General features: G+C 53.2%; 16 protein-coding genes and 1 pseudogene. 11 read left to right on the forward strand and 6 right to left on the reverse strand.

Translation table 11 applies throughout. The annotated features are described in order from the left end of the window. Nucleotides 1-66 precede the first annotated feature (66 nt). On the reverse strand, nucleotides 67-861 hold the full coding sequence (locus tag ETC27_RS04125) for a DinB/UmuC family translesion DNA polymerase (protein WP_240724784.1): 795 nt from the start codon (nucleotides 859-861) through the stop codon (nucleotides 67-69). Between the two features lie 157 nt (nucleotides 862-1018). Between ETC27_RS04125 and ETC27_RS04130 the strand changes: the two genes are divergently transcribed. Genes ETC27_RS04130 through ETC27_RS04140 form a run of 3 tightly spaced genes read left to right on the forward strand, consistent with a single transcriptional unit; the run spans nucleotide 1019 to nucleotide 5836 of the window. After that, entirely contained in the window at nucleotides 1019-2374 is a 1356-nt protein-coding gene (locus ETC27_RS04130) for a tyrosine-type recombinase/integrase (protein WP_136253676.1), read from the forward strand. Beyond that, nucleotides 2371-5385 (forward strand): site-specific integrase, encoded by a 3015-nt coding sequence (locus ETC27_RS04135; RefSeq protein WP_136253677.1) that lies wholly within the window; start codon nucleotides 2371-2373, stop codon nucleotides 5383-5385. The genes ETC27_RS04130 and ETC27_RS04135 overlap by 4 nt, the downstream gene beginning before the upstream one ends. Then, nucleotides 5375-5836, forward strand: a complete 462-nt coding sequence (locus ETC27_RS04140) for a hypothetical protein (protein WP_136253678.1) — start codon at nucleotides 5375-5377, stop codon at nucleotides 5834-5836. Before ETC27_RS04135 ends, ETC27_RS04140 begins: the two co-directional genes overlap by 11 nt. Nucleotides 5837-6297: 461 nt before the next feature. Here ETC27_RS04140 and ETC27_RS04145 read toward each other — a convergent pair whose 3' ends face one another. After that, complete coding sequence (locus ETC27_RS04145) at nucleotides 6298-6747, reverse strand: DUF4113 domain-containing protein (protein ID WP_276605685.1); 450 nt, start codon at nucleotides 6745-6747, stop codon at nucleotides 6298-6300. Between the two features lie 35 nt (nucleotides 6748-6782). Here ETC27_RS04145 and ETC27_RS17750 point away from each other — a divergent pair, with 35 nt between their 5' ends. From ETC27_RS17750 to ETC27_RS04160, 3 genes and pseudogenes are all read left to right on the forward strand, one after another. Then, the gene (locus tag ETC27_RS17750; protein WP_136253768.1) at nucleotides 6783-6998 is read left to right on the forward strand and encodes an HNH endonuclease; all 216 of its coding nucleotides are present in this window, start codon (nucleotides 6783-6785) and stop codon (nucleotides 6996-6998) included. A 321-nt stretch (nucleotides 6999-7319) separates the two neighbouring features. Continuing rightward, nucleotides 7320-7805, forward strand: a pseudogene (locus ETC27_RS04155) (SOS response-associated peptidase); the annotation flags it as partial. A 26-nt stretch (nucleotides 7806-7831) separates the two neighbouring features. Beyond that, a complete protein-coding gene (locus ETC27_RS04160; RefSeq protein ID WP_136253679.1) occupies nucleotides 7832-8347 on the forward strand; it encodes a hypothetical protein in 516 nt (171 codons plus the stop codon). 9 nt (nucleotides 8348-8356) lie between these two features. On the opposite strand, the gene ETC27_RS04165 is transcribed toward ETC27_RS04160, so the two are convergent. Both ETC27_RS04165 and ETC27_RS04170 read right to left on the reverse strand, forming a co-directional pair. Then, nucleotides 8357-9637: a Y-family DNA polymerase gene (locus ETC27_RS04165; RefSeq protein WP_136253680.1), complete on the reverse strand. Its 1281-nt coding sequence runs from the start codon at nucleotides 9635-9637 to the stop codon at nucleotides 8357-8359. Nucleotides 9638-9639: 2 nt separating this feature from the next. Beyond that, nucleotides 9640-10080 (reverse strand): LexA family protein, encoded by a 441-nt coding sequence (locus ETC27_RS04170; RefSeq protein ID WP_136253681.1) that lies wholly within the window; start codon nucleotides 10078-10080, stop codon nucleotides 9640-9642. 163 nt (nucleotides 10081-10243) lie between these two features. Between ETC27_RS04170 and ETC27_RS17510 the strand changes: the two genes are divergently transcribed. The 3 genes from ETC27_RS17510 to ETC27_RS04180 all read left to right on the forward strand — a co-directional run bounded on the left by ETC27_RS17510 (nucleotide 10244) and on the right by ETC27_RS04180 (nucleotide 12054). Beyond that, the gene (locus tag ETC27_RS17510) at nucleotides 10244-10684 is read left to right on the forward strand and encodes a hypothetical protein (RefSeq protein WP_240724786.1); all 441 of its coding nucleotides are present in this window, start codon (nucleotides 10244-10246) and stop codon (nucleotides 10682-10684) included. A gap of 39 nt (nucleotides 10685-10723) precedes the next feature. Further along, nucleotides 10724-10897, forward strand: a complete 174-nt coding sequence (locus ETC27_RS17515) for a hypothetical protein (RefSeq protein WP_240724787.1) — start codon at nucleotides 10724-10726, stop codon at nucleotides 10895-10897. A gap of 248 nt (nucleotides 10898-11145) precedes the next feature. Next, nucleotides 11146-12054 carry a hypothetical protein gene (locus ETC27_RS04180; RefSeq protein WP_136253682.1) on the forward strand — a complete coding sequence of 303 codons (909 nt, stop codon included), beginning with the start codon at nucleotides 11146-11148 and terminating at the stop codon, nucleotides 12052-12054. A 165-nt stretch (nucleotides 12055-12219) separates the two neighbouring features. Here ETC27_RS04180 and ETC27_RS04185 read toward each other — a convergent pair whose 3' ends face one another. Beyond that, nucleotides 12220-13050, reverse strand: coding sequence for a metal-binding protein (locus ETC27_RS04185; protein WP_136253683.1), 831 nt, complete (start codon nucleotides 13048-13050; stop codon nucleotides 12220-12222). A gap of 564 nt (nucleotides 13051-13614) precedes the next feature. On the opposite strand from ETC27_RS04185, the gene ETC27_RS04190 reads away from it, so the two are divergent. Then, nucleotides 13615-15342 (forward strand): ATP-dependent nuclease, encoded by a 1728-nt coding sequence (locus ETC27_RS04190; RefSeq protein WP_136253684.1) that lies wholly within the window; start codon nucleotides 13615-13617, stop codon nucleotides 15340-15342. Further along, nucleotides 15335-16765: a UvrD-helicase domain-containing protein gene (locus ETC27_RS04195; protein ID WP_168709014.1), complete on the forward strand. Its 1431-nt coding sequence runs from the start codon at nucleotides 15335-15337 to the stop codon at nucleotides 16763-16765. Before ETC27_RS04190 ends, ETC27_RS04195 begins: the two co-directional genes overlap by 8 nt. A 518-nt stretch (nucleotides 16766-17283) precedes the next feature. Here the strand turns inward: ETC27_RS04195 and ETC27_RS04200 are convergent. After that, nucleotides 17284-17904, reverse strand: a complete 621-nt coding sequence (locus ETC27_RS04200) for a tyrosine-type recombinase/integrase (protein WP_136253686.1) — start codon at nucleotides 17902-17904, stop codon at nucleotides 17284-17286. Nucleotides 17905-18220: the final 316 nt, after the last annotated feature.

The following is an 18220-nucleotide window of genomic DNA, read 5'->3' on the forward strand; positions in this document are numbered from 1 at the left end:
TGCAGCTGACCAAGGGACACGCCTGCAGGTCAGCGGCTCACCTACTCTGCCCCTTTCCAGCAGTTCTCAGTCCGCCCTGACCCTCATCAGTTCCTCCCAGCGCGTGATATAGCGTGGCGTGCGATGCGCACAGCGCAGCTGCCAGGCGGCGTCATGGCGGCGCACACCCAGGCGCACGGTGCCGCGGCCCATCTTCTGGTTAAGCTCGTCCAGGGTGCTCATCAGGCGTTCGCTGCGCTCGCGATCGGCGGCGCGGTCGGGGGTGTCCAGCAGCGAGAGCTGTTCGCGGTTGGCATCCACTAGGTCGAGCAGCATCACGCCGGCCTTCATGAACCGGTAGCCGGGCCGATAGATCTCGGCCAGGGCCTGCTGGGCGGCGGCAACGATCGGGCGGCTGTCGTCGGTGGGCTCGGGCAATTCGAGGACGATACTGGGGGAATACTGGCCTAGATCGGGCCGGTGGCGGTTGGTCTTCAAGAACACCAGCACGGCGCGGGCGTGGCTTGCCTGCTCGCGCAGCTTCTCGGCGCCGCGTTGGGCGTGCTGGCGAATGGCCTCCTGCAGCTCGCTCATCTCGCCGGTCAGCCGACCGAAGGAGCGCGAGGTCATGATGCGCTGGCGGGGCTCGTCACTGTCGTTCATGTCGATGCAGGGCGTGCCCTGCAGCTCGCGGGCGGTGCGCTCGAGTGTCACGGAGAAGCGCCGGCGAATGGTTTTAGGGTCGGTACTACGCAGGTCCCAGGCGGTCTCGATGCCTTGCAGGGCCAGCCGCTCGACCAGCCGGCGGCCCACGCCCCAAACATCGCCCAGGGGGGTGCGCTCGAGCAGGTGGCGTGTCTCGTCGCTCTCATCGTGGAGCACACAAACGCCGGCGTATTCGGGCAGTTTCTTGGCGGCCCGGTTGGCGAGCTTGGCTCTATACTACAGAACAGACCATTTCTCATTGATGACGCTTTAGCACTGGCATCGTACATGTGCAGGTACCAAAAGTGTTCATTGCTTTGGGAGGTAACCGATCATGCCGGTTTATCGTGTCCTACGTACCGAAGGTGACTATCCCTTTCATGTGGTGGATCGCGATGGACTACCGCACCCAGAGTTAACACTCTATGCCTGCCTGTCCGTTCGTTATCACTCATCTCTTACGGCAAGAGCTTACACAAGGGAAGTGGTCTCCTTAGCTTCATGGTCTGCAGACCATCCCGTCGTACTTCGACAGGGCTGGCAGTTGCTGGGGCCTCCGAAGCAGGTGCGTACATTATTGAATTTCTTCCTCACTTCGGAAATGAAGTGCATCGTGTCGTTGGGGCTAGATCGATGTGGATTCGAAACCCGTCGGATCGAACCGACCTGGCAGACAGGCCGGCGCCTGGAACGGCTCTTAGCGGCGCTGAGATCGTTCTATACGGTTCTGAATGAACATGGTCGCTATCACTATGAAAATCCTATGGATGCCGACGATGCCCGCCGTTACATCGAGGAGGAGCGCCACCGGAAACTTCAGGAGTTTGTAGATTGCCATGGTCGATTGCCCATGCCAGCTGACAGTGGCGTAGATGGCATTCGGGAAATGCGTCTTTCTTACAATTACTTCAGGCTTAAAGGGGATCAGTGGTTGCCCGAGATACTGGATGAGCCGGCTTTGATGGGCAAGGTCATGTCGGCAGGTGAAAAATGGGGTTGGACACTCCGGGAAATTTGCCTTTCACGCATCCTCTTCGAAACTGGTTGCCGTATTCACGAGGCTTGTCAACTCAGCGTTTCTGACTGGGTACATAGTGGCTTTATGCGAGAGATATTATCAATCAGCAAAGGAAGCCATGGTCGCCGAGTAAAAAGTCTATTCATTAGCGACCGAACGGTTAAAATTCTTCGGCAGTATGTCGACGAGCAGCGTGCTCGGCTAAATATACAAGGATATGGGCTTTCAGAACTCGCTGAGCTGCCTGTGGAAACTCTTCGTCACCTTCCGCTTTTTCTGACACGACGTGGAACATCACTAAGCCCAGACCACTTCCGCCGCAACTACTGGGGACCAGCTCTCAATGCCGCGGGTCTACAACTGCGTTGTCATCAAGTCCGCCACTGGTTTGTAACACAGGCACTTAACGAGATTCACCAGCGCGCTGGCTCTGCTGAAGAACTGCAGACACTACGTAGCTCCCTATTTGAACTCATGGCTTGGAAAAGCGACATGCTGCCTGTCTATGACCAAGCGATGCGTCGACATGATTTGCCGGAGCTGGCTCATCGCATTCATGCTCACATCGAACGTGAGCAGCAGCATAATCGCGCTCTCCGTTCCCATCTGGCTCCTCGGCCCGAGATGGTTACTGAGAGCCAGCGGATGTTAGAAGAGATGCTCAAGCCATGACATCGCCATCCAAGCCGCATCGCACCACCCCGGAACATAGACACCTCACGATACGTGCTGAGCTTGATCGTCGACGCGAGATTGGTGAAGCCTTCATGAACCGAGATGTAATGGCTCTTACCGGCTACGATCGCAAGGCGGTTAGTGGAATCACCCAGCGCTATGTTCGTGACCTGGCAGCAGAGTTGCTGAAAACTGTGGTCGATAACAAGGAGAAATATGAGAACTGGCTACGTGATTATCGCACCTTCCGCCGTTTTATCTCACGGTCAGATAGTAGGCCATTGCTATTCAGTCGCCTTGTGCGTCTTGCAATCGAAAACCTACATCGTGAAAATGCAGTTATAACGGTAAATAAAGTCAAAAGAATAACTGGTGGGGAGCCGCGAAGCATCAATGAAGAGCTTGTTCTTTGGGAAAAGGAGACCGGCCATCAAGCAGCAAGAAAGGCAGACTTTAAATCTATCGACACATCTGGCGCCACCGTGCTCATGGGCGAAAACCATACATTGAATCGGCGAAATGAATTAATAAGAACTGAGTTAGATCGTCTTCGCGAGGCAGGGACCCCCTTCAAACTAATTGATATCAGCAAGATGTTAGGAATAAGCGTACCCAACATATCGAGGTTTTCTCGCCATTACGTAGCAGCATTGGCTGATGAACTTCTGAGTGCCTCGGTCGCCAATCGTGAGGAATATGAGAGCTGGCGTCGGGACTTCAACACCTTTCAATATTCCCTTGTCAATACACGTCGCTCACGTGAAGTTCTCTCGCGGTTCACACGCTTGACCATTGAGCACCTACACCGCGAAGGACATTCGGTATCTTATAGCGAGGTTCTGCGTACCTCCGGGAACAACGAGCCTAAAATTAAACAAGAAATCCGGCGCTGGGAAGAAGAAACAGGGCATCAGGCTAGACCGCTTCGAGCATGGAAGGAAATCACTCTAGATATGGTTCTCGATAGAGTATCACCGCCACTCCACTACCTACCTTTGACCTTTCTGGAATCACCTGACATGGGACGGCATTTCAATGAGTCACAACTGCGGATGATACATTCCATTTCGCAACCAAAATTACGGGATATGGCATTCTTCGTCATGACTTTCGCCGATGGAAATCGGCGTAACGATATCAACTTTTTTTCCAAAATGTCGCGTTATCTAAAACAGTTGGATCTTGCTGATATCGATGTTCTGGACCCCGAAGTATTCTATCGAAGATACCATGATGGTGAGATATTGCCGGAAGAGGGCACACCCAAACGCAGCCGATTCCTGCAGACTTACTTTCGCTTGCTGCGCAAACAAGAGGATTACCTACTCCGCTTGACGCCCGAGCAGCGCGAGGCCGTAGCAACTTGGAAACTTATTGGCCTAAAAGATGACCACTTCTGGCACCGCTCCACTATCCATAGAGAAGTGAGAGCCGATCAAAAGATGCGTCGTAAGGCAGCTACCGCCGTTGTTCACGATCGATTCTATCTGCTTCGTGATGTGGCCGAGCGTCGATGCATTCAGGTCGAGCGACTGTACTCAGCCTTCCTAGATGCCATTGCTCATCATGAACGGGATGGGGAAGCCCTGCCGATGTCATTCTCGATCACCGATGAGACGGTATCGGCATCAGGCAGGACTCGAAAGACACAGCAGCATTTTAGACTCTGGGATGCAGCAGCACTGCGTTCTGTGCATGAGCCCATGGCGGAAGACTACTATTATCATCAAAATCAGCGTCAGCGCATGCGGTCGACGGTATGCGATCAGGCAGGCTACTTCCTTAGCTATGAAGGCAGTCACGCTCGTGACGATGTTGATGTTATAGAGCCTTACTGGTTCATCGAACTTCTTCAGGCCAATGTTCTAAAATCACAGAGTATCGACCCTGATTTCCTAAAACTAAATGGCTACTCTAAGGGGATGTTCCGGCTCCCCCCTAAGTCGACATGGAACCTGTCGACCTACCGCTGGCTAGAGCTTATTTTGCATGACATGGGAATACTATTTATCCCACTCGATGCACTCAAGCTAACCGCTCTCGTTGGGCATGCGGCTATTCAGATCATGACCAAAACGGGAGCTCGCATGAATGAGTTCCTGCAGATCAGATTGAGTCCAGAGCATCTATCACGAGTACTGCTCGCCAAAGACCGGGAAACGATCGCTTTCCGGGCAATTCCCAAGGGACGCCTAGCAGAAGAGCCTTATTATATTGACGAACGCTGCATGCAAGCACTACACGCCTGGTGGAAGTTCCAGCGAGAGCGGGGGCAGAGCCTAGATATCATCTCTCCTACCAGAAGTCTACGGCATAAACTTCAAGCGGCACCTTACTTATGGCAGCATGCCGGAAGACATTTCAGCCATAATGACATCAATGCGACGATTTCTATCATGTTGCACGGTATCTCGCTGCAAACTTCCTCCGGTGAGGCAGTACAGGTCACCTCTCATCTTCTACGCCACGGCTTTGCCACCGAAATGCGGGCGTTGAACACGCCTATGGATGTGATCGCGTTACTCATGAAGCAGAAAGATGTACGAGTGACGGGGTATTATTCTCAACCAACGCCGGCAGAGCTGGTGGAATTGCAGCGAAATATATTTGAAAGTCGTGTAGATCTTTCCCGCACTCACATACGATCACCTGCACAAATCCAACGACAGATTGAAGCCGCTCGGGAGAATGTGGGGGCTTTGATCCCGGTTATCGGTGGACGTTGCACGGTGGCCAGTCAGTGTCCGATCAAGTTTGCTTGTATCGGCTGTGCTGGGAATGCGCCCGACTGGCGCAAGCGTGACCAAGTCATCATCTACCGGCAGGCCTGTGTGAAGATGGCAGAGATGGCTAAAGCACAGAACCTACCTGCCGAAGACCGGAAAGCTAAGGAAGCAATGTCAAACTGTGACGATGTACTGGCCGAGATGGATTTGCTTGAGAAAATTGATCAGGCGGCAGAAGAGCCCGTCACACTGACTATAGGAGGAAAAAAAGATGACACCTGAACCACGAACTAAGCGCTCAGAGGCTGCATTGGCCGGCTTGAAGCGCAGCCATCAGCGGCGCCGAAATAACAGCGTCGAGATCGTCCGCCGTGCCATCACCCGGCTAAAGGAAACTAATAGTCCAGTATCGCTTGGCCGAATTGCAAGAATGACTCGCGAACTGTCAGAGACAGGGGTGGGTGTTTCCGAGTCCACTATCCTGCGAAATCCTGAATGTCGCCAGCTATACGAAGAAGCTGCTCAGCCTGTTCGGCGCCGACATACTATTGGGCACTGTTTAGATAGTAAAGTGGCTACTCCTACCGATACGGAACGGCGGCGAGCAAATTACTTAATGCGCTGGACTAAAGCCCAGCTCTCCGCGCACATTATTGCTATCGAGCGAGAGCTCTCTTTATCGGAAAAGGCGAATTGCACTCTGCGCGAAAAAATCCTCAAGAACAACTTGTAATCTCCTATAAAAATGCACTATAGATTGTGCAAGTCTGGAGGTGGAACTTCAGTCGCGGGCAGGCACAAGCAGTTGTTCAGGCGCACGTTTCGTTTTCCAGCTCTTATAATGTGCAATTAACCATATAAAAAATACCCTTGCATAGATCTAATATGTGCATGAAATAAACCACCTCAACAATCTATTCGCAAAGTGCTACTCAGCAGGAAATACTGGGGCACATTTCAACCTGGCACAGCTAGCATTGCATGATGGGGATTATCCCCAACTGAGAAAGTGTGTGAAACACATCGAGTAGCCCACGATCGATCCAAAACTACCATCTTCAAGCATCCCCGAGAGCTCTTAGACCCATTGAACTTGCCGATTCAAATACAGCTTGTGTACTGGTGGCATGATACATCCATCCCAGCCTTTTTCCATACGGTATACATATCAGTGTTTTGACGGAGAATGGGGCCTCATGATTTCACCCTGACCAGATCGCTCCACCGAGTCGTGTACCTCGGCGTCCTCCGCTCACACCTTAGCGCCCAAGCATTGCCCTGCCTCGGTAAACCTAATGTAACGGAATCGCGACCCAGCTCTCGGTTGAGCCTGTCGACAGTGGCCATCAACCGCTGGCTGCGCCAACGCTCGGCCTCGCTCTGCGGCGTCTCGTCCAAGGAGAGCTGCCGGTGAGCATCAGCGCTGAGATCGAGCAGCATCACGCCGGCCTTATGGTAGCGGTAGCCTGCGAGGAAGATCGCCTGCAGGCCTTGAGTGGCGGCCTGGGCAATCTCTCGGGAGTCGTCGGTGGGTCGTGTCAGCGGCACCACCACTCTATTGCGGTACTGTGGCTGGTCGAGCTGGAAGCGGTTGGTGTTGACGAACACCATCAACTCACTGGTCACACTCCCTTGACGCCGCAACTTCTCTGATTGATAACTATTATTGAAGTTGTTGCATAACTAATAGTGATATCATTGAGGTATTGGAAGCTGCGCATATAAGCCCATACTCAGGAGCTCAGTCAAATAGGCTAGATAACTCGCTGTGCTTGCGAGTGGATATTCACCGTCTATTTAATAAACTCTTGCTAAACACCGACCCTGAGGCCAGCGTAGTAAGGCTCAGCGACGTCATAAAAAAGATCGTCACTATGGGAGCCTCGAAGGATTGAGGATTACAAAAGGGCGAGTTAAAGCTTCAAAATATCTATTGAGCCAGCACTTTAGGACATTCGTTAAGCGCCAAGTCGGTTAGGTGGCCGTGTTCAATGCAACGGCTTTTTAATTAACTTGCTCGAATATGGAAAACTATGTGCGGCCGTTGCGCCCTTTATAGCAATTACCCCAGCCTGGCAAGTTCCCTCAAGCTGCCTCTGGCCGAGGGCGAGCTCTCGCTTTGCTACAACGTCGCGCCAGGCACTTGGATTAACGCGGTGCGCCGGCACGACGACAGCGGCCAGCTGAGCCTGGATGCGGTGTAGTGGGGCTACCGACCACACTGGGCCGATGACAAGGCCCCACAGCCGATCAACGCCACCGTCGAGAAGGTCGCTACCTCGCACTACTTCCGCGGTGCCTTTTCCCATCACCGCTGCCTGGTGCCGGCAGACGGCTGGTACGAATGGCTCACCATTGACGGTCGCAAGAAGCCCCACTACTTGACCCGCCGCGACGGTGATCCGTTATGGTTCGCCGGTATCTGGACGCATCGCCCGGACGGCAAACCCGGTTGCGCCATCCTCACCGAACCCGGCCGCGGCGTCGCCAAGGCGATCCACCCGCGCATGCCGCTGACCCTCGACCAGCAGAGCCTGGAGCCCTGGCTCGATCCCGATCTGACCGACCGCGAGACCATCCGCCACCTGGTCCATCACCTCCCGCACGAGCAGCTGATCCACTGGCTGGTGAGCACCCGGGTCAACAAGCCGGTGGTGGATGATCCGGCGCTGATTGAGCCTCTCAAGCCTTCCGCGCCATAGGCGCCCACGACAAGGAACGTTCTACCATGACACCTCCCCAGAGCCAGTCTCGTGACGATGAGATCAAGCGGGCCATCGAGGCCTATCTGCAGGCCCGCAAGGCAATACTCGCGCTGGGCCGCGAAGTGCCGGAGAGAATCGGCGGCAACGACAACATCATCGGCCGCATCGGTGAGTTCCTCGGCCTGCGCTTCCTGGAGTCGCGCGGGCAGCGCCCCGAGATGGTCGAGGAGTCCTCCAATCCCGGGTACGACCTGGTAGAGGGCGACTGCCGCACCCAGGTGAAGGCCATCACTCAGGAGAACCAGCGCGGTCGCACCGTACGCCTGACGCCCGGCTGGACGCAGTTTCTGTTGATCGAGCTGGGTGAGCACTACACGCCTATCCGCATTGGATTGATCAGCCTGGCGCAGCACCAGCAGGCCATCGCCGCACGCTTCGCGCGCACGGCGACACCGGTGGTCAGCCTAAGCATGCTCGGCCCCAGGGGACTGATCGGTCGCTATGGCGAGGTGTTTAGTTGCGCCGAGGTCGAGATCTGAGACGCTCCACTACTTGGCCTTGGCACTGGGCAGTTCCGGCCAACGGGTGCTCCAGCGCGGTGAGCGATTCGCGCAGCGCAGGTGCCACGCCGCGTTGGGAGAGGGCATCCCGAGTTTGACGGTGCCGCGCCCCATGCGCTGGTTGAGGGCATCCAGGGTCGCCATCAGTCTCTCGCTGCGCTCCCGCTCCTCGGCACTCTGGGGCGACTCCAGCAACGACAACTGCTGACGGTTGGCGTCGATCAGATCGATCAGCATCACCCCGGCCTTCATGAAGCGGTAGTGCGACCGGTAGATGGCCTCGAAGGCCTGGCTGACGGCGCGCAGGATCTCACGACTGTCGTCGGTGGGCCGCTCCAGCTCCACCACGGCACCGGGCGAGTATTGTGGCAGGTCAGGCCGATGGCGGTTGGTCTTGAGGAAGACGTAGACGGCCCTGGTCAGGCTGTCCTGGGCGCGCAGCTTCTCGGCACCGCGCTGGCCGAACTGGCGTAGCGCCTCGTGGATCTCATTACGGTTGTCGGTCAGCTTGCCGAAGGAGCGCGAGGTCATGATCCGCTGGCGGGGCTCGTCGGAGTCGTTCATCTCGATACAGGGGATGCCGCTCAGCTCCAGGGCGGTGCGCTCCAGGGTGACCGAGAAGCGCCGACGTATCGCTTTGGGATCGGCCTGCGCCAGGTCCCAAGCGGTGTGGATCCCCATCAGTGCCAGTCGCTCCACCAGACGATGGCCCACGCCCCAGACATCGCCCAGCTCAACCCGCTGCAGCAAGCTTGACGTGTCGGCGCTGCCCGCTGACAGCACGCACACCCCGCGGTAGGCGGGCACCTTCTTCGCCGCCCGATTGGCCAGCTTGGCCAGGGTTCGCGTCGGCGCCACCCCGACACTTACCGGAATGCCGGTGAAGCGGCGTACCTTGTGGTGGAGCTCCCGGCAGTGGGTCAGCAGTTGGTCTTGGCCGAAGTCGTCGAAGCGCACGAACATCTCGTCGATCGAGTAGGGCTCCACCCCGGTGGAGAACTCCTCCAGCACTGACTGAACGCGGGCCGACATGTCGCCGTACAGCTCGTAGTTCGACGAGAGCAGACGGATGCGTCCCTGCCGCAGCAGCGCCTTGAGCTCGAAGGCTGGGGTGCCCATCTCCACCCCCAGCACCTTGAGCTCGTTGGAGCGGGCGATCACGCAGCCATCGTTGTTTGACAGCACACCGACCGGCAGCCCCTCCAGCCGGGGCTGGAAGACCCGCTCGCAGCTGACGTAGAAGTTGTTGCAGTCGATCAGGCCAATCATGGCTACACCGGGTACTCGTGGATGACCGAACGCACCACGCCCCACACCTGGCAGTCGAGATCCTCCAGCGGGATCGGTGGGTAGGCCGGGTTGGCCGAGCAGAGATAGGGATGCCGCCCCTTCAGCTGGTAGCGCTTCACGGTGATCTCGCCCTCCACCAGCGCCACTAGGATGTGACCTGGCCGGGGCTCGATGGAGCGGTCGATCAGCAGCAGGTCACCGTCTTGAATGCCCAGGGAATCCATGCTGTCGCCGGTGACGGTCATAAAGAAGCTGGCCGAGGGCCGCTTCACCAGGCGCTCGTTGAGGTCCAGGGTCCGCCCCTCGTAGTCTTGGGCCGGGCTCGGGAAGCCGGAGATTCCGGCCCGCGTCAGTGCCAGCGGGTGGGGCAGCGCCATGGACGGCGGCGTCGGATGGGCGGGTATCAAGCTCTCGATGGTCATCGGGCATCTCCTCTTTGATACTGTCATTTTATACAGTATTTGACGGTGGCGACACCATGCCCTCGATCAGCAGCGGGAACCTAGGCTTTGGCAGACGGCTGAGGGAGGGAGTAGGCTAAGTTCCATAAGAACCACACCAAGGACCACCTCGCAGGGAGATACCATGGCCGACAGCAGGGAAGCCCGCTTCCAGCAGGGCATCATCGAGGCCATGACGGCCCAGGGCTGGAAGGTCGGAACGGCCAGCGGCTACGACTGTTCGTCGGCGCTTTTCACCGAGGACCTGCTCGGCTATGTACGTGAGGCCTGGCCCGAGCGCTGGGAGAAATTCTGCAAGGCCAACCTCCAGGCGCCGGAGAAGGTGTTTGTGCAGAAGGTGGTGCGCGAGCTTGAGCGGGCCGGCACCCTGGAGGAGGCCGAGGGCGACTACGGCCTTACCCCGGTAAGCGACGTGGGCTCAGGCAAGTCCACGACCCGGAGAAGCAGCGCCTGGCCGAGATCATCGACCGGCTCAACGACCTCTACGGCGCCGAGGTCAGCGACGACGACAAGCTGCACTTCACCAACGGTATCGCCGACCGCATCGAACGCGACGAGGCGGTGATGGCCCAGGTGCGCAACCACAGCGAGGACCAGGTGATGCATGGCCTCTTCACCCAAGAAGGTGACCGGCGCCGTGCTCGATGCCCTCAACGACCACGAGAAGCTCAGTATGCCGCTGTTGGAGGACGAGGCGACGGGGAGGAAGTTCGCGCTGTTGGTCCTAAAACTACTGGCAGACCGGTCTCGTCAAATCACACGATGGCTAGAACAATGACCGGTTTCGACCCACAGCGGTCATAATGAAAAAGGCAGCAAGCACATTCATTGAGGGTATGCATGATGATCGATGTTATGTACCCAGGCTTTACGAAATTTTATATACTTCCGTGCCTTAAAGGCTGTGCATTCGAGCGGCATAGCATTCTTAAAAGCAAGTGTTAGTGAAATTTAATAAGTGAACTTTCTCTAAAACCACTATCAGGTAAAATCGTTCTCCTGTAGTTCGCCTGGAGTTTCAAGACAATGTTTGAAGAATATCTGAAGAAAACAAGAAGCTACTTGAAGTGTGCATGGTCAAAATTTTCAAGGTTCAACAGGGGAAGTAAGAAGTTGTTGCTTATTCCTTCATACATGACCCTTTTTGTAGTAATGGTTGCATTTTTTCTCGCGATCAGTAAGGATTTTGGGAAACTTTCTCTAAATGAGATAGGAGATTTCTTTGCTGGCTTTGCTGGCGTTTTAGCTTTTATGTGGATAATTGTTACGGTTCTGCTTCAGAATAGAGATTTAAATCTTCAGTACGAAGAAATTAAAGATATGAGAGCTGCCTCTGAAAGCCAAGCTCGCTCTCTTCTTTCTGCAGAAGTTTTTAAGGCTCTTGAATATGTAAATCAGCAGTTCGCACAGAAAGCCTCATATATTGAGGAGAGGCGAGACATTATAGATGAGGAAATTAAAGGCTTTATGGTCCAATTTCCATCTGATCGTAGTCCAGAAACTCCCTTTAAGGCCAGGCTCGATATAAGTGAGGTTTGGGGGTATTTTAAAAAAAAGAGTGTTGATGGGTTGTATTTGGATCTGGATGACTTAAAGGCTGATTTTGATTATGAGGCATACCTAAAATTGCAAACAATAAATTCTCAGATTGATTTGGCGTTAAGCTCTGTTGAGTCAATGGTTGTAAATATATCTCCTGAGATAGAAACCCAGGTTTGGGAAAATATCTTCGCTACAGAAAAGCAGCTCATGATTGAGTGGTATAGAGAGTTTTTCCCTGTATTAAAACATCTGGAGTTTTCCGTGCGTCAAGCAATTGTTAAGTATGAAATTGGTAATGAGTTTAATCGCCAGTTTATCGCGGCATCGCTAAAGGAAGAAGAGCTTGATAAAACTTCAAAGCAGTCGTGCGACGCAAGCACCGCCACTGTTTGAGGTGTTACATGACCGCATTCTGAACGTCCGGTCTTAGCCGGATAGCGACGGCATAGCCTCTATGCCGTTGCTGGCTCCTGCTAGACCGTTGTCTGGCTCAACCATGACCAATTCACCTCAAGATGGCCGGATTTCATGCACCGCGGAATAGATGCTTAGAATGGTTTATATCAGAGACTTGCTAGTTGTACAAAGGTAATCCGTTAGCATGTAAAACTGGTTCCCCTCTAGCTCTATGAAAGGAAATGGCGCATATTTAACGTTTGATACCGATATATTGAGTGTGAGATTTTTTGAAGTTTCTTCAAGTTTTGAAGCCTGTGCAGGATAAGTGGATTTGTCTTTTTCAGTAATCATAAAGGCTATGGGGTGAAAAGAAAGCAAGCTTAGCTTCGATGTGAGTCCGTCATTAAAAAAACCAACAAGCTTTGCGCTCAGATGACGTTCATAAGGATAAAACCAGTAATAGAAATCATGAGTGTCGAATACTCTTCTATCATCATTCATGACATAAGATTTTAGTGGGTCGAAGTAAGTCGAGCTAACTTGTTCTTTCTGGCACTCGATGGAGGATGTCGCAGATAAGATGTGCCCCGTCATAGCTCTGAGATATTTTGAAACATCAAATCTGACGCTAGCCCACGGGTAAATGGAATGGCCCGCATAGTAAGCAACCACCTGATCAGAGATGGCTCGATGTACTCTTTTTACCTCATCGTCTCCGCTGCCAATTCTTTCACCGTTGCAAGTCTGGCATATAGTCCTGAACTTACTACCGTTGGGAGACCGTATCCCTTTAATTTTCCTTTCTAAGTTCATGCCAGATACTTCTGTTATGAGGTGCTGTTCCGTTTTTGTTACCGTAATTGACCCCTGTGGAGGAACATGGTCTAAGACAAGTTTTCCGTATTCACCACATATGACGCAGTAACCTCGAGATTGCCCTTTTCCAACATGCTTGAATCGTTTAGACAAATCTTTAGCGTAATTCCCCATCTTCTTTTATCCATTTCCTTTATAATTAAAGATTAAGCGTAGCGCAACACCTTAACAATGTCGATTACATATCGTTCAGCAGGAGCATGGACTTCTGCTTCTGGCATGCGGTTCTTCACGCGGCCGGATGGTGGGTGCCTAGTACTAGGGAGGATTATCACTTTGCGATTTTCAGTTACGGCTTCACTTCCACTACTAGGACACGCGTGTTGCGGGCGCAATATCAGCATCCACTGAACGTCCACTTCTGGCCGGATGCCGAGATTTAGATTATGCTGATGGATAAGTTTCGGCAGCTGACGACCCACAGCGGTCTCTTGAAGCTGACTCAAAACGGCCTGTAGCGAACATTGCGAACCAGTGATTGTGCAATGCCTATTGTCTATTCAATAGAAGAAGCTCGATACATCGAGCTGTTAGTGCATGGGACGCAGTTAAAATACCGGGCATTTCGTGAACACTTAAGTAGGTGGTCTATGCAAAATTAAGTCAATAAAAAATTTGAATGGCGTACAATATAATTTTCTAAGTGGTGTTTTCGAGATCAGGGGATGAGGTGGATGAATGGCGCGTGTTGCTAAGGTCAGAATCAAGAACTTCCGGGGAGTCTCATCTTTCGAATGGCATCCGAAGCCAGGCTTCAATTGTCTGCTTGGCGCTGGTGATAGTGGTAAGTCGTCGATTCTTGAGGCGATTGGATGGTGCCTCTCTGGCAATATTCATCGAAGTGTAACCGATGCGGATTTTCATGGTCTGAGACCAGATAACCCCATCGAGATTTCCGTAGTTCTCGTTGATCTACCCGATCGGCTGCTGAGGCTAGAGACATACGGGCCTTATCACCGAGGTTTCAATCAGGCGACAGGGGAAGTTGAAGATGAACCCGGTCGCGGGCTCGACACAGCTTTCTCGATTACGCTGCGGGTCGACTGGAACATGCAGGGTCAGTGGTCCTTAGACAGTAACCGCGTTGAAGATGAAATCGAACGCCATGATATAGCGCTGCGCGCACTACGTCGGTTATCGCTATTACAACTTCAGGACGAATGCACAACGCAGCTTACCTTCAGTCGAGGCTCGGTGCTGTTCAAACTTGCCGAAGAGACGCTTGAACTTAATGGGCCGTTGGCGGAAGCCTCGCGGGAAGCCCGAAGCATCTTTGGCGGTGCGGCTAATGCCCAACTGGAAAAGACTCTTGAGCAAGTTCGTCTCATCGCCGGCGACTTGGGTATCGGCTCGGCCGCCGGAGTTACAGCGACACTTGATGCCTCGCAAGTGACCCTTCGGCCCAGTAATATTGCGTTGCATGATCAGACTAACGTGCCCTTGACGCGTCTCGGCCTAGGTTCGTCTAGACTGCTAATCGCAGGCCTGCAACAGAAAGCAAGAGAAGGAGCTGATATAGGGCTTATCGACGAGCTCGAGTCTGGGCTAGAACCTCATCGTATCGTCCGTCTTTTGCAGGCCTTAGGCGCGAAGCATCCCACTTCGAAATTTCAAGTGTTCGCGACAACGCATTCGCCAGTCGTCGTTCGAGAATTGTCAGCCGAGCAATTATTCCGTGTGCGCAATATCAATGGGGCTATCATGACGCCCGAGATTGACCCTGAGAGTATGCAGGGGGGATTGCGAATGTATCCTGAAGCTTTTTTGTCGCAATCGGTCATCGTATGCGAAGGCGCCGGGGAAGTGGGTTTGCTGCGTGGTCTCGATCTTTACCGAATCGAACAAGGGTATCCGTCATTGACCGCGCATGGTACCGCCCTGGTCAATGCCGGCGGATATGGGAATATACCATCGCGCGCCGAAGCATTTCACAAGTTGGGCTATCGAGTGGCAATTCTCCGCGATGACGATGCCCAACCCAATGTTAAACGCGAAAAAGCCTTGGTCGATGGTGGATGTTTATTAGCTAAGTGGCCGGAAAGCTTCGCACTGGAACATGCGGTTTTTCGCGGTCTTCCAGCTGACAAGAGCCTCGAGATTGTTCGGCGTGTCATGGAACTCTATGGATCACAGTCAATCGAGCAGCAGATAAATAATCATATGCCTGCTGAGGAAAAATTCGATTTTCATTTAACCGATGACTTGATTGGTGGTCTAACGAAAGATGAGGTCCAGGCCTGTATCTCAGCTTCAATGGAAGAAGATAAATCCTGGCTAAAAAAACGTGGGATTGGTGTGATGGAAGAAATCGCATACACAGTTATTGGTCCTGCGTTGGATGATTGCCAGCCTTGGATGCGGGAGGAAATCAATAAGCTATTCGATTGGGCAGCCGACTATGCTTGAGTTCGATCTGCTCACGATTACCCGAGGGCACATTAGCGCGCCGGCAGGCTACGGCAAAACTCAGTTGATTGCGGATAGCCTCAAGGGGCACGAAGATGATAAGCCCGTGCTTATTTTGACCCATACCAATGCGGGGGTGGCCGCTTTACGCAAGAGGCTAGCTCAGAATGGCATATCGTCTCAAGCCTATGAGCTCCAAACTCTAGATGGTTGGGCGTTGCGGCTGATCAATGCCTATCCCCACCGATCCGGTATCGAGCCACAGCGACTCGCGATCACTAATCCAAAGCAGGACTATCCTGCTATCCAGGCTGCGGCTCGCGATCTGATCGCTGGAGGATGCATCGATACCATCCTACAAGGGAGCTATAGCCGGCTTTGGGTCGACGAATACCAGGATTGCTCGACGGTTCAGCATGAAATGGTGGTGGCGTGTGCGAACCTCCTGCCCATCGTTGTCTTAGGTGATCCAATGCAGTCTGTTTTTGGTTTTGCGGGACGACGGGTGGACTGGGCCGATCTGCCGAGTGTATTTCCTGAGGGAAAAGCTCTTGAGACGCCGTGGCGATGGAACAATGCTGGTGCTCCCGAAATCGGTTCCTGGCTTGCTCAAGCTCGCGAGGCATTATGGAACTGTGAGTCGATTGATCTGGATGAGGCACCTGCTGGAGTCGAATACGCGCCGGTGCCGTCCCCTAAAGAGCTAGTCCGCAAGGAGAGAGAGGTAATCAGACGCCTCCAACGACATGGAACTTTGCTGATTATTGGTCGAAGTTCGGAGGAAGCAAAAGCTGACGAAAAGCGCCGACATGCACTCGCACGACGTAACCCTGGTGTAACCGTTGTTGAAGCGGTTGAGCTTCGACAAATGATGCTTTTTTTCAAGCAGCTCGATCTAGAAATGCCACTGAATGCGGTCTTCCTTTGTGCCGAGCTTGCAGCTCAGACTATGACCAAAGTCCCACACGCCAAGCATTTTCGCGATCGTATCGAGCGCATCCATAAACACGGGATAGGTCGATTCAAAGTTACAGAAGTAGATCATGCAGCGCTAAATGTCTTGGCATCACCCTGCTATCAATCTGTATCTCGCTTACTGGCCGCGATACGAAATATTGATGGCGCACGTATGTTTCGGCCGACGATCTACGATGCTACTCAGCGAGCTTTATCACGGGCATGTTCCGATAATCATCCCGAGGCTTTGTTGGCTGCGCGATCCGAACGCGATGCCCGTCGGCACCAAGAGCGCACTGCCGGAAAAATTGCGATCGGGACGGCACTGCTGTTGAAAGGTCTCGAATCAGATGCTTGCCTAATTATGGATGCCCACACCCTCGATCGCCACCAGCTCTATGTCGCACTCACGCGTGGAGCTAAGGCTATTCATATCTGGAGTGATACGTCCAAGCTCAACTCGTAATAGGGACTGCAATCAGACGATGACCTACATAGATGAAGGTCCACTATGCATAGAAACGCAGCCATTGTTTGAATGGCTGCTTTTGGCCGAGCGCGGCATTTTAGTCTATCCTGATAGACGGCTTCCGATTCGAGAATGCACTGCTGGAATTTAGCACAATTTTTCTTTAGCATGAGAGTTTGGAAGCTATTTATTGTTTCATAAAATACTGCCTATCAAGGAGTAATCATGGGAATTAAACCAGGCCCAAAAAGAACTGCTGAATCAACTGGCAAACCAGACAGGCGTCAACGGGATAACAAAAGCACCCCTGGGAATACGCCATCACTTAAGCCTCACAAGCACAAGAAAGGTGATTAGAAAACCGGTTGATTGTATCTAGCAAAGACGGCCAGAGGGAGGCCAATATCGCCGCTTCGCTCTGGCTTTCCCAATTTCTAGTATTGATATTTCAATCCACGATGCGCCTCCGCTTCTGGCCGGTAGACGCGGCCCGAATCAGACCGCCTCTACTCTTGCTATGCCTCTGTTCGTTCAGCCATCTCCAAGGCATCATCTACCTCTATCCCAAGGTATCGGACAGTACTTTCCAGCTTTGTATGACCCAAAAGTAGCTGAACGGCTCTTAAGTTTCTCGTCCGACGGTATATCAGCGATGCTTTGGTACGGCGCATCGTATGCGTACCATAGATTGTAGGGTCCAGGCCAATGGAGGTTACCCAAGCTTTGACGATACGAGCATACTGTCGTGTCGACAGGTGTTCTGAGCTACTGATGCGGTTCGGAAACAGATAGTTCTCGCTTCGAAGCCGGGCATGCTGAATCCAATCTGCTAGAGCCTCGCTTGTCTGCTCGCTTATCTCAAATTGCACTGGCTGTTGTGTTTTCCGCTGCATAACGATGGCCCTTGGTGATACGTGCTTACCATGAGCAATATCACGGACACGTAAAGTGACCAAGTCGCTGGCCCGTAGCTTGCTATCTATCGCTAGATCAAATAACGCTAGATCGCGTCTCTTCCCAGCGAGCTGTAGCCGAACACGAATGGCCCAGATATCTTTTAGGCGAAGTGGTGCTTTCTGACCAGCCAGTTTGCCTTTGTTCCAGGGCTCAAGAATTGCAGTTGCTGACGCGTTCATGGCATGGTTCTCCATAGGTGGAGAGGAAAGTGTGGTTCAATCCATGCCTAGCGTGGGCTTGACCTCGCCACCAGTCGCGGGCCGACCCAATGCGGACATGCTGGCAAAGACAGCAAGCTCGTTTATTGGTGTTATATAGCCACGTCAACGAAAATGCACCGAAAAATCAATGGGTTGATGTGGCGTCATGAGAATGTTGAACGCGCGCGCTCGTTCAAGTCAATAAACGAGCGCGCTGTCTAATACCTGTTGAACTAAACCGCTTCGCGGTAGCTGTCGTCGAATCCTGTCTTTCGCCTCATCGAACCACACTGTT

Source organism: Onishia niordana (assembly GCF_004798965.1).
Lineage (GTDB): Bacteria > Pseudomonadota > Gammaproteobacteria > Pseudomonadales > Halomonadaceae > Onishia > Onishia niordana.

What these genes read in the sequence shown, in the direction of transcription:
- ETC27_RS04130 (WP_136253676.1), top strand. Translation starts at nt 1,019, where the DNA reads ATGCCGGTTTATCGTGTCCTACGTACCGAAGGTGACTATCCCTTTCAT.
- ETC27_RS04135 (WP_136253677.1), top strand. Translation starts at nt 2,371, where the DNA reads ATGACATCGCCATCCAAGCCGCATCGCACCACCCCGGAACATAGACAC.
- ETC27_RS04140 (WP_136253678.1), top strand. Translation starts at nt 5,375, where the DNA reads ATGACACCTGAACCACGAACTAAGCGCTCAGAGGCTGCATTGGCCGGC.
- ETC27_RS04160 (WP_136253679.1), top strand. Translation starts at nt 7,832, where the DNA reads ATGACACCTCCCCAGAGCCAGTCTCGTGACGATGAGATCAAGCGGGCC.
- ETC27_RS04165 (WP_136253680.1), bottom strand. Translation starts at nt 9,637, where the DNA reads ATGATTGGCCTGATCGACTGCAACAACTTCTACGTCAGCTGCGAGCGG.
- ETC27_RS04170 (WP_136253681.1), bottom strand. Translation starts at nt 10,080, where the DNA reads ATGACCATCGAGAGCTTGATACCCGCCCATCCGACGCCGCCGTCCATG.
- ETC27_RS17510 (WP_240724786.1), top strand. Translation starts at nt 10,244, where the DNA reads ATGGCCGACAGCAGGGAAGCCCGCTTCCAGCAGGGCATCATCGAGGCC.
- ETC27_RS17515 (WP_240724787.1), top strand. Translation starts at nt 10,724, where the DNA reads ATGGCCTCTTCACCCAAGAAGGTGACCGGCGCCGTGCTCGATGCCCTC.
- ETC27_RS04180 (WP_136253682.1), top strand. Translation starts at nt 11,146, where the DNA reads ATGTTTGAAGAATATCTGAAGAAAACAAGAAGCTACTTGAAGTGTGCA.
- ETC27_RS04185 (WP_136253683.1), bottom strand. Translation starts at nt 13,050, where the DNA reads ATGGGGAATTACGCTAAAGATTTGTCTAAACGATTCAAGCATGTTGGA.
- ETC27_RS04190 (WP_136253684.1), top strand. Translation starts at nt 13,615, where the DNA reads ATGGCGCGTGTTGCTAAGGTCAGAATCAAGAACTTCCGGGGAGTCTCA.
- ETC27_RS04195 (WP_168709014.1), top strand. Translation starts at nt 15,335, where the DNA reads ATGCTTGAGTTCGATCTGCTCACGATTACCCGAGGGCACATTAGCGCG.
- ETC27_RS04200 (WP_136253686.1), bottom strand. Translation starts at nt 17,904, where the DNA reads ATGAACGCGTCAGCAACTGCAATTCTTGAGCCCTGGAACAAAGGCAAA.